This is a genomic window from Ruegeria sp. CDSB029, assembly GCF_059611125.1.
In genome coordinates, this window is record NZ_JBXWOX010000019.1 from 81429 (window position 1) to 92935 (window position 11507).

An 11507-nucleotide genomic window follows, 5' to 3' on the forward strand; every position below is an offset into this window, starting at 1 on the left:
CGGTAAACGCCGTTCCCGTGCCCGGGTAGCTCAGGGGTAGAGCAGTGGATTGAAAATCCTCGTGTCGGTGGTTCGATTCCGCCCCCGGGCACCATTAAAAATAAATAAAAACAGACACTTATCTGAATTGACGCGTTTGCCTCAAAGAGTGTTTTCGCCTTTGGGTGACAATTTGGGTGACAGCGGACGGATTCTGGCTTCGATATGACCACATGGTAGGTAAACTGATACACTGCCTACGATCTTTTAGCGGCAAGAAGGCGAAGCGCAAAGTGCTCGTTTGTTAGATGAGCGTTCACTGAAGATCTTGCCCCATATAGAATGTGACCTCAGCGACTGCGCTGGACCGACAGGTCCAGTACAATGATATCCAGCCTTTTTCGCAAGTCGTCCGGGACTGCCTCTGCTATTCGATCCGCCAGCGCGTCGGCGTTCGAAATCGATGCGTCGCGACGTCCAGCAATTGTCTCGTTTCCCCCGAACCAGAGCACGAGAAAAATGCCTTGCTCGGCTGCGTCAGGATGGATCGCGTACTTGTTGTGCAATTGCGCTTGGGCCGCAGTAAACAACTCTCTGTTCCACTGGCCTTTGACCTCGATGACAAGAAGCCTACGCTGGCCATTCACCATAGTGGCGACCGTAATGTCGCAACGGTTCCCTAGTGCCAACTGGTGTTCCAAGGCGTCCGAAAGTCCAAGTGGCTGGAGGCGGGGACGAAGCAGGGTGACGATGCGCATGGTCGCCGTGTTCTCGTCGATCCTGCGACCGCCGTCATAGAACAGCGCGCCAATGTCTAGATCGCTACCTCGAATTTCCGATTGAAGTGACTCTAGCCGCTCGACCATTACAGCCCGAAGCTGTTCAACTGTCACAGGTTGAGAAACCTCAAGCATCTGGACCACCTGATTGGGTAACGGTGGTCGAAAGTCGCGAAGCGCTCGCCTTCGAATGGACTCGGACCGAATGCTTCTAAGCGTTTGGTCGAAACTTACAAAACGCTGATCTGACCTTAAGTCATCGATGACCGTTGTTGCGTTGTCCGGGTCGTCACGGCCAATTGCCCAGACGATTTCCGTAAGATAGCGATAGGCGCGTTCCTCTCGGGGGCTACTCGTACCCCAACTGTTCGGCAATTCGACTTCGTGCCATTCATCGACGAACGCGTCGAGAACTAGTGCAATCTTTTGGGCAGAGAGAGCGGGCCAACCGCTTTCACTCTCCGAGTGCCTGCGGTTCTCTCGCTGACCTTCAAACGCAAAGATCGTTTCGGGATTTCTTGTAAGCCACGCCCAGATCTGCGGATCGGGCTCATCGACGAAGAAGGCATGACGCAGAAACCAAAACATGCGTTGCGCCTCCCACCGATGCGGGTTGATACCCGCGAGAAGTTCGTCGCAGCGCTCAACGATCAGCGCGGTCAATGCTGATCGATCCCCGTATTGAGCAGTGAGGTCGAACAAACGATCCCTCGATGTTTCGTCCATTCCGGGGAAACTCTGCAGCCACACCAGAGGAAGTGTTGACTGAAGAGCGGCGAAATACGTGTTCTGGCTCAACCAATGGATGGACGTTGGTAACTCCCCTGCCTCAAGTGCGGGCTCCACAAGCTGTCTTAAGAATGTTTCCGCTGCGCGCGGCGCGGACAGAAGGCGGCGGTCGATCTCCTGCTCCAGAGCATCCGCCTCAGCGTCGGGAATCTTGTCGTATCCGCCCAGATCTGTCTTGGCAGCTTTAAGAACATCTTCGCTTACGGAGTCTAGGTGACCGATCGCGCGGAACTCCGCGAGACAACCAGCATGTAGGATCCGCGCGATCACAGTCCCGCGGCGCATCCCCAACTGTTCAAGCGTCGGCACTTTTGCCGAAAGGTTTGAAAGCGCGTTCCGAAGCACCAGCGGCACATCAATCTCGCGACCAAACTCTTCTGCAAGCTTTTCAGGCTCGATCAGATAAATGCTCGCCATGTGGCGGATCCAACCAAAATGCTCGCCCCGCTGTATCAAGTCTTTATTTTCTTCAAGCGAACGGTTGTTCGCGTCTTCAAAGCGCTGATCTCTCCGCCGCTGACGGCTGAGGAAGCGGTATCTCGGTTCCCTATGTCTGTATTCGAATTGGCGACGACGTCGTTCTATCTCGGACCACCTGCGCAAAAAAACTGGCTTCTCGCGCGCCTGAGAGCGCATGTGGCTTCTTAAAGGGTCGGGCTGCCAACTCGCTGGGTAGTAAACGCTTGGGCGGTTCGGGATCAGACGCCCCCACACGACATCGTTCTCAGTCTGAAATGCCCAATCCACCAAGAACCAAACGTCAGGCTGCATTAATTTAAGCCCCGTATGGCCATGATGGCCATGGAGATAATCAAAGAAGGCATTGGAAACAGCATCCTCGGAACTTCGATCTTGAAGCACGAGCTTTTGAATTGCCAAGCGCAGACTATCATCGATCTGCAATGCGCGAACAGCAGCACTGTCATCTGGGCCTTTGGAGCCGTGGAAGTTCAACCCTTCCAGCCAACGCCAAAGCCGCGCCGGATCATGCGGTCCCAGACTTATTTCAAAGTAGTTATCGAGCAGAAGTCCGGCGATCTTGCTGATACCGTCCCGGCAATGACATAGTATGGCAGACTGTGCTCCGCATACGCAGGACAACCCGTCCGTCAATCGGTCCAGAGACCAAACCGTCAGACGCAAATCAAATTCTTTGGCCAGTCGACGAATGTGATAACGAGAGCCAATTACACGGTCGTCGCCCCTTTCGAATAAAGCCGCGCTGGACGCAAGCATGCGCAATATCGTTTCACACGCAACTTGATCTAGTCCAATACTCTGGATTATTTTCACCGATATACGCGACGCGATGTGTGTGTTCTCGTTGGCAAGATGACTAAGTATGGGCTCCCAAGGATACCCTTGGCAGTCAAGCAAACAGTCTAGCGCTCCAACCCTAACTCTCTCAGTCGACACCGGATCGAGAAGATGGTTTTCAAGCTCCGGAACAAGGTCGTCAATTGCCGAGGACCCTTCCAGAAGTTGAAAGACGAGCGACTTGAGGTGTCCTCCGTCCTCCGGTTGATTGAGGATGTTTCGAACGGCATCGACCGTATCGGCAGTGAAAAATCCCGAAGCGCTGAAACTCCGCCAGAAATCGTTTCGGCGAAAAAAGGGATCTTCTTCCGACAAGGCAACCAGACCATCCAGCAATAGGCGCTTCGATCTCGGCGAAAGGCGCGATGGGTCGCCGTTGGACAGAACTGCATAGGGATCAACCGCGATGATCTCTTCCTGCGTCTCTTGTGTTCCGAGTGCAGCCATCCACCCTAGAAGCCCACGCAGTTCGTCCCGCGAGACTCCGTTTGGCGCGATGATTGCAAGGCATTGGCGAGTGGAAAACGGGTTGCTCGTATCGTTGATCAAACGGATCAAGTGACGTGCTGCGCCATATTCAGCGACGATCCTGTGCACCGGCTCGTGGTTCCCTGAATGGGCTGCAGGTTTAAAGAGGCGTGTGTCGAGGATCGACGCTTGGCTGTCACCACGGATGCCGAGATCGCCAAGAGCAGGGTAAGTCCTCTCATCAAGTCCCGCAGAAACCGAGACGCCGTCGGCCCCCGACAGCAGAAGCTTCGCGAACACCTCGTCGGCCCATGCGATGCGCTGAGTACGCGTCGGCGCGTGCCGTTGAGGGATCTGATCGTTTGCTTCGTGGGCGAGGAATCTTATCGCGTCATCGAAAATCGCGTCGCGAGTGGAGAACGCGCCACCGCCCTCGGCGTGCGCGGCCGCAAATAGTTTCAGGAACTGAGGGTTTCCGAGGAGCGGATCAAGGTCAAACCTCCGCACGTCAGACTTGAACGTCTCGAAGTTGGCGTCTGGGTACTCGTTGTCGAAAAGCGCATTCTGCTGATGCTCATCGAGCGGCTCGAGATGGATAACAACAGGTTCCGTCTCGAACAGATCTCTGACAAATGCAGTCTGTGCCGCCTCCCACTCGCCCGATCTACTAGCGATCACTGTACGATCCGCGCCAGCACGCCTTACAGATTTCAGTAGTGGCATGAGCCCAGCCGCATCTAGCCGCGCAACCTCGTCCAATGCGTCGACCACTAGACAATGAGCACCCTCTACTCCGTCGAATACGCTCGCTCTTATCGGTCGAACACCCAAGCGATTTCCAAGACTAGCCAGAAGCGATGTCTTTCCGGCCCCCGGCTCTGCTAAGATAATAGCAACCCCTGGCGCGGTTAGCAGGTCGGTCTCCGGAAAGGTGCTATCCGCCGATCGAAGGGTTCGAGGGATATGAAAGATGCTGTTCACGAATTAATCTCAATGGCCCTTAGTCGTTGGGATGTCGATACCGGTTGTATAGATGAGTTCGCGCGGCAACCACATCATAAATCGTCACCTAAATCTAAGGTTTGCGCGCACAGCTGAGGTTTAGGCCGAAGCTCGATTCCATCATTTGAAATGTCCGATCCTTGGGAGGCGGCACTGCAACACTGCACCTGCGGAGAATAACCACTTTCCGCCCACAGTGCTGAAACGAAATCAATTGCTTTCTGAAAACACACCTTCAAGGTCAAAACTCAAACCTTAGAAATCTCTCATGGCATCTGCGGAAAATCCTGCGGAAAGAGTCCGCTGGACTTTTTGGACTTTCAGCGGAAGCGTGACCATGATCGACTATCTTGCCTTATGCCAGCATGCACAGATGGCGAAGTCGAGCTGCACTCCGGCTTGTGGACTGCACGCGTGTCGTTAAAGTCCAAACAATGAATGTGGATCAGCTGCACCGGTACATCACTGAACAAATGCGCATGTCGCATGTGTATCAACCCGTTATGCTGCGTGAACTTCTGCGGTCTGGCGGTGAGGCGAGCGTAGAACAGATCGCCAAGGCGCTTCTTTCGCACGATCGGTCACAGGTCGAGTATTATGAGATCCGCACGAAGAACATGGTCGGTAAGGTTCTCACTAACAACGGCGTCGTCATTCCCGTCAAAGATGGAAACCGTATCATTGGTTTTCGATTAAAGGACTTCGTCGATGTGGACGCCGAGGACCGAGACCGATTGATCGCCGAGTGTGAAGAGAAGATCGCTGACTACATTGGACGCCGCGGCAGCAATATTTGGCAGCACCGTTCCAACACTAAGGGATATGTCCCGGGATCGATGCGCTATGAAGTTCTGAAACGTGCCAAATACCGATGCGAACTATGCGGCGCATCCGCGGAAGAGGTCGCCCTCCATGTCGATCACATCATTCCGCGCAACAAGGGTGGCCAAGACGACCTGAGCAACTTTCAAGCACTCTGCATCACATGCAATACCAACAAGCGCGACCAGGATGACGCAGACTTTCGAGGAGTCGCGGAGACTTATGGGTATCGTGAGGCAGGATGCGTCTTCTGTGAGGTTCCTGCGGATCGCGTAATCGCCGAGAACGAGCTATGCTACGCGATCAGGGATGGATTTCCGGTGACGCGGTTGCACATGCTCGTCATTCCAAAGCGCCACGTGTCTGACTACTTTGATCTGTTCCAACCAGAACTGAATGCAATCCGTCGAATGTTGGACGATCTTCGTTCAAGCATCCATGACCAAGACCAGACCGTCACTGGGTTTAATGTCGGTGTGAACGCGGGGCAGTCTGCGGGGCAGACGATCTTTCATTGTCATGTGCACCTGATCCCGCGTCGAGACGGAGATGTTCCGAACCCGCGTGGCGGTGTCCGTGGTGTCATTCCTGAAAAGCAATCCTATTGAAGAAATTTCATCATCATGCTGACTAAGTCTTATTTCGCCGCTTGCGTTCCTGATTTTCTGACGCAACCGACCGAAGACATCCTCGGTCGTCTGGCAATTCGAGTGGGTTCCGAACACAGCGGCAACGAAACGCAGCAGATACGTGCCTGGCGCATCCAGATCGATTTATTGAAAAATGCTCTGGCGAAAGCAGACAGCGACAAATGGGGTATTCTTCTTGAGTTGCCGCTCTTGCGACTGGGACGCCGGATCGACGCAATCATCCTGATCGGCGACATGATTGCGTGTGTCGAGTTCAAAATCGGATCTACCACTTTCTCTGGTGCGGACGTGGATCAAGCGGTCGACTATGCGCTCTGCCTGAGAGACTTCCATGCCGCGAGTCACGGGAAGCGCGTCGTCCCCGTGCTGTGCAGTGATCAAGCACCATCGAGTGCTCTACCTGGGTTAATCGACTTCATCGATGACGTGAGCCAGTGCATTCGAACGAATGGCGAAGGTTTGTCGGACGTTCTTACTGCCATTACGTGTTTAGCGACCGGTGATCAGATCGATTGGCAGGCATACGACGCCGCCACCTACAGTCCGACACCTGATATTGTGACGGCAGCGCGCAGTCTGTATTCCGGGCATTCGGTCAAAGAAATTGGTCGTGCCGATGCGACCGCGGAAGCGTTGGAACGTACCGCCAATCGCTTAAAAAAGATCGCGAACGAGGCGCGTCGAGACCAGAAGAAGGTAGTGTGCTTCGTCACAGGAGAACCGGGTTCAGGCAAGACGCTTCTGGGATTGGATCTGGTGTTCTCAGGCACTGCTGGACGCGTCGCTGAAGAACCTGCCGCGCTGCTCAGTGGCAATCGACCGCTGGTTTTCGTGCTGCAAGCAGCGATCGCGGAAGATGCCCGCCACCGCGAGGGCATCAAAGCGACGGAAGCGCAACGCCAAGCGCAACAGGCGCTTCAAACACTTCTCGGATATCTGAAAGATCATGCCGACGCAGATGCTGATCCTCCAGAAAACGTTATCGTGTTCGATGAGGCACAACGCGCATGGGATGCTGACACAGGTTTAAAGTTGCTCGGGCGGGCAAAATCAGAACCCGAACTTTTCTTGGAAATCATGGGGCGTCTTCCTTGGGCGTGCCTCGTTTGCCTGGTTGGTTCGGGTCAAGAAATCAATCGAGGCGAAGGTGGCTTGGCACTGTGGGGTGAGGCGCTGGCGAAGACTGAGGATTGGACGGCGCATATCTCCGACAAGGCGCTCGCTGAGCGAAAGGGTTTGCTAGGTTTTTTTGATATTGCCTCAGGCGCAGACGTGTCGCTCTTGAACGATCCGGATCTTCATTTGAACTCAAACCTTCGAGCCTATCGCAACAACCTCCATGGTGCTTGGGTCGCTGCCCTGCTTGACGGCAATATCGAATTGGCGCGCGAAATCTCTAACGAAATGGATCATCCGCCTGCTTTGGTTACACGCGATTTATCAGAAATGAAGGCGTGGTTGCAGGTGCGTCGACGCGGCGACCAGCGGGTAGGGTTGCTCGCGAGCAGTGGCGCAACGCGCCTTGTTGCAGACGGCGTACCGCCATCGCCCCGCTCTGACGACCTCAGCTCCGTTGTTCATTGGTTCCTGAAACCAGCGGGTGATTTCAGATCATCGAATGCGCTTGAAACGCCTTTGTCTGAATTCGTCTGTCAGGGTTTGGAAGTCGACTACGCAGGTTTGTGCTGGGGCAATGATTTGACTTGGGATGATCACGATTGGGTCCCAAGGAAGATGCGAGCGCCCAAATGGCAACTACTCAAGAAAGAAGACGCCCGACAGTATCGCATCAATACCTACCGCGTTCTTTTGACCCGGGGGCGCGCTGGGACAGTTATATTTGTACCAAACGGCGACGAAGCTGATAACACACGGACACCGAAAGAATTCGACGAGATCTACAACGTACTTTTGTCGTCAGGGTGCCAGCTATTGTCGTGAGCAAAACATCCTCGTGTAAGACAGTCTTTCATTGCAGCCGCTGGATCAGTGCTTCCCTGCACCGTCCGAGAAAAACACAACTGAAATGCGGCGACCGATCTCTGGCTGGTGATCTCGCGATAGGTGCTCTGCTTCCTCTATGACCTGACACATCATTTCGTGAATTTCCGCAGAGCGGTGAACATCATGGTCGAGCTTCTCGAGAATAGCTTGGATTGCTATGTAGCCCTTTGGTAGGTCTTCATACGCAAAGCTGTCACGCACTTCCTGTTTTGCCAGTTCCCAGAATGGATCGAGAAGGCGACTCCAGCTTTCACAGATCATTTCCACGGCGGCTAGAGACAAATGCCCAAACAGCTCTTGGTCATCCAGATCGTTTCCATTTCTCCGGCTCATGAACTCGGCGCATGCTTTCATTAGGCTTTCGACGCGGGCCGGTCGCAGATCCCACTCAGTAAGCCTTCCAAGCTGGCTCGCGATGGTCTCGAGAGCGCCAGACAGGTTTTCTAGGCTCATCCGAGTTTGTTCCATGCCGAGCGATTTTGTTCTCTCGTATGCCTCCTCAAGCTTATTCGCGCAGCTCAGCTGATCCCTGATTGGATCAAGGCCATTCTCAGATTGCCGCAACATCAGGAGTCGAGGAGGTAAAAAACTGGCGGGCTTGTTAATTCCTCTGAGGTGTAGCGCCGTGAAACTCTCTCTTGCAGAAAGAAGAGCTAGTTCCGCGCCCCAGGTGCCTTGGATTTTAGCCTTTTTGATAAGATCATAGCGATCCGGGGCGATAGTCCCTCTGGTGCGAGACAAGACATCGTGCAAATTATTGTCGCGCAGACGTCTCGGGGATCGAAGATAGCTGATAACGCTTTCAAGAATGACCTCTGCGTCCTCGGATCCTTCTTCCTGAACGGCGTCAATCAGTTCTTCTCCGGAAAGAGTCCTATAGTTTTCGATACGCTTGGCGACCTTTTCGTCGGAAGCGAACTGACCAACGGGGATGTCGACGAGATGGTAATTTACAATGCCAAATTGGCTGTCGATCCTGTCGATGCGTCCAAGTCCTTGGATAAGTTCCTTCAAATTTGACGTGACACCAAGAAGGACCAAAGTGTCGGCTGATTGAAGATTTATGCCTTCTGCCATCTTGTAAGTCATGAAGACAGACGCTGGGCCATCTGGCGCGTTCCTTCCACCGGGGCGGAAATATGACTCCACGGACTTCCCTTGCTTGATCCGTTGAAAGCTATCAGGGCCGATGCCGAAAATAGCCTTTACTGCGCGCTCGTCGCCCTTCGTCTGGTTGCCAACAACGAAGTTGTTATGCTGTCCATTTCGCGAAAGAGCCTCGGCGAATATCTCAAGCGTATCCGTACGCTCTGCGAGGAAGACCACGCGTTCCTTCTCCTTCTGGATTTTTAGGCAAGCCTGGTACCGTTTTTCATCAAGGTCTCGAAGGGCCCGCGAACTGAGTTTTTGGGCCAAGGCGTCGCACTTTACTGCGGTGGCTGGCACATCAATGCCAAGCTCAGAAAACATGTTGGCCTGATTGGGGTGGGCCATTCTCTGCGTCTTCGAGCCTTGTTCAAACTCCCGAAGCCATTTGCCAATTGCACCATGCGACATTTCCCAGCCTGCCTGTGCGGCGTTCACTCGAAGGATGTTCAACAGATTCCTGATGTGAAGCTGGTCCTGCGTGCTTTGCCGGGTGCTTACGTTCCCAAAACGGCTTTTCTCAACTGCGGTTACCCTTCCGCCCGGTGCAAGTTCCTTGCAGAGCGCAACGATCTCATCGAGTCGCTCTTTCTGAGGTTTGGTTACCTTCAATGCCTTCGAGCGCCCATGATTGGTAAGCTGAGGGTAGCTGTGTTTGGATCGATCTTTGTCCTCGCCGATGCAGCGGCGCTGTCGGCGCGTCAAGAAAGGAGAAATCAGTTGAGAGAGTTCATTACGCGCTTCTCTGGAGAGAGTGGTTTCCGGTTCAGAAAGTACGGCAACCGGTTCATTCTGGTCGAAGATGTCAGGCGATTGTTGCATTTCTCGATCAAAAAGCTCGCCCATGGACTGGATGTAACCAGGCGTCATAAAGATGGACGCGCGCTTTTCTTGCATGTGAGCCAACCAATCGACGTCCCGATTGCCCAAAAGAGTTGCTGACAAACAAACGTTCCAACTCGGCGGGGCGAGTTCGATGGCAGCAGCCATTCGAGAAGCCTGTTCGAACCCTGGGGTGACCGTGTGACTTTCGTCGATAATTAGAATTCCAAACTGATCGAGGCGCAGACCAGCTCGTTTGTCGTCCCCGGCGCCGCGCAGATGTTGTTTCGCAAGCTTGCTGTTGGCTACGGCCTCTAGCGAGTTTGTGGAGTACTTTTTCCAGCTAGGAATAACCTTTGGCGGTGCGATAACGACCGCGTTCTTTCGCGCAACGCCATGGACGGGAGAGCGAGGTACGACCCGTGTGAAGGTCTCAGACAAAGCCTCAGCAAGGTGGCATCCGATTTCAGTTTTGCCAGAACCAGTAGGAGCCTCGACAAAAGTAATGCCATGATCGTACGTGATCGAGCACGCTTCATAGGTTAGTTCCTGCTGATAGTCGTAGAGTGTATGGCCGGTGATGTCCTCACGATTACCTGTAATCCAGGGTTCAAAGCCCTTCTGCTCTGAGATCATTCGCGCCATCGCATCTTCGGCGGTGACGGGTTTAATGAGCTTATCGAGGATTTCGAGCGCTTCGTTTTTCCAGTCAGCTGAAACATCCCAAATTTGCTCGGCTGCTTGTGTCCGCTCGAGCTGAAGTTCATGAGATCCAACGTCAAGGCCGTCCGCATATTCGATATTGAAGTACAGCCCAGATTTGGAAAAGTTGGCCGACCCAGCGACAGCGCCTCTCGGTGAGCTGACGATCTTGGAGTGCATCCGGCGATCTCCGGTGATCCCTAGTTTTTCCTTGGCCAAGACGGGATCAAACACGCGTAGTTCAATTTTACCGGCCAAAATAGCGTGCTTCGCCATCACGGCCAGCAGATCATCATCATCTTCAACTTGGAGACCTGAGCGTTCCAGCCAATAGAGCTTCATCTCCTCTTTCACGGGCTTCGACTTAGCAATGCGCTTTGCATTGGCCGTATCGATTCCGAATGAAATCCGAATACGTACCATACTGTCGCCTTCAGGCTCCTTCAGTTCTGGTACTTCTTTCATGAGGATAGCCAGAGAGGAGAGAAAGTCTTGGTAACCAGTTACAATCAGACAGTCGCCTGAGGTGATGTGTGGCCTGTAGAGCTTAATGACGGGTCGATCGATGTTGGTCCCGACCTTTGGTGCGACGATGTCCACCTCATCGCCCAGGTGGGCGTGTTCAGGTTCGTCGTTTCGTTTTGGTTTGGAGCGAAGCCAATTGGGGAGGGAAAACAAAGGGTAAACCTAAGTTGTTGCAATTAGATCGAATACTGATGTTAAAGTCGGCCTTCAGCAAGGCTTCGATGCTGTTCACTTTCGCGGCCACCACTTACAGCGGATATGGATACAATGATTGTCCAGCTGGAAGTGACACCGGAAGCTCGCCAAGAGTTTCATCGACGTTAGGGGCCAGAACTGAAACTGCAGAAATTCCTTTCGGCACCTACGGAAAAGCCCGTGGCAAGAGGTGTCTGGATATTTTGGTCTTTCAGAAGCGGTGTGGCTGCCTGTCTGACGTCAGCGCCTACCGGACAGATTTGGGGTTTGAGCAACGGAGGATTTCTGGTTCATCGAAGCCGTTAAG

The 11507-nt window shown here is 53.5% G+C and carries 5 protein-coding genes and 1 tRNA gene; 4 read left to right on the forward strand and 2 right to left on the reverse strand.

What is annotated here, in order from left to right; all coding sequences use genetic code 11:
• The first annotated feature begins 19 nt into the window (after positions 1 to 19).
• Positions 20 to 94, forward strand: a tRNA-Phe gene (locus tag AC2FI8_RS19210).
• A gap of 235 nt (positions 95 to 329) precedes the next feature.
• Here the strand turns inward: AC2FI8_RS19210 and eruA are convergent.
• Complete coding sequence (gene eruA, locus AC2FI8_RS19215; RefSeq protein WP_496780594.1) at positions 330 to 4313, reverse strand: NACHT domain-containing antiphage protein EruA; 3984 nt, start codon at positions 4311 to 4313, stop codon at positions 330 to 332.
• 455 nt (positions 4314 to 4768) lie between these two features.
• Between eruA and AC2FI8_RS19220 the strand changes: the two genes are divergently transcribed.
• The gene (locus tag AC2FI8_RS19220; protein WP_496780595.1) at positions 4769 to 5764 is read left to right on the forward strand and encodes an HIT domain-containing protein; all 996 of its coding nucleotides are present in this window, start codon (positions 4769 to 4771) and stop codon (positions 5762 to 5764) included.
• A 15-nt stretch (positions 5765 to 5779) separates the two neighbouring features.
• Positions 5780 to 7747, forward strand: a complete 1968-nt coding sequence (locus tag AC2FI8_RS19225; RefSeq protein WP_496780596.1) for a DNA/RNA helicase domain-containing protein — start codon at positions 5780 to 5782, stop codon at positions 7745 to 7747.
• Between the two features lie 45 nt (positions 7748 to 7792).
• Here the strand turns inward: AC2FI8_RS19225 and AC2FI8_RS19230 are convergent, their stop codons facing one another.
• The gene (locus AC2FI8_RS19230) at positions 7793 to 11158 is read right to left on the reverse strand and encodes a DEAD/DEAH box helicase family protein (RefSeq protein ID WP_496780597.1); all 3366 of its coding nucleotides are present in this window, start codon (positions 11156 to 11158) and stop codon (positions 7793 to 7795) included.
• A gap of 14 nt (positions 11159 to 11172) precedes the next feature.
• Here AC2FI8_RS19230 and AC2FI8_RS19235 point away from each other — a divergent pair.
• The coding region (locus tag AC2FI8_RS19235) for a hypothetical protein (RefSeq protein ID WP_496780598.1) at positions 11173 to 11507 on the forward strand (335 nt) is incomplete at its 3' end.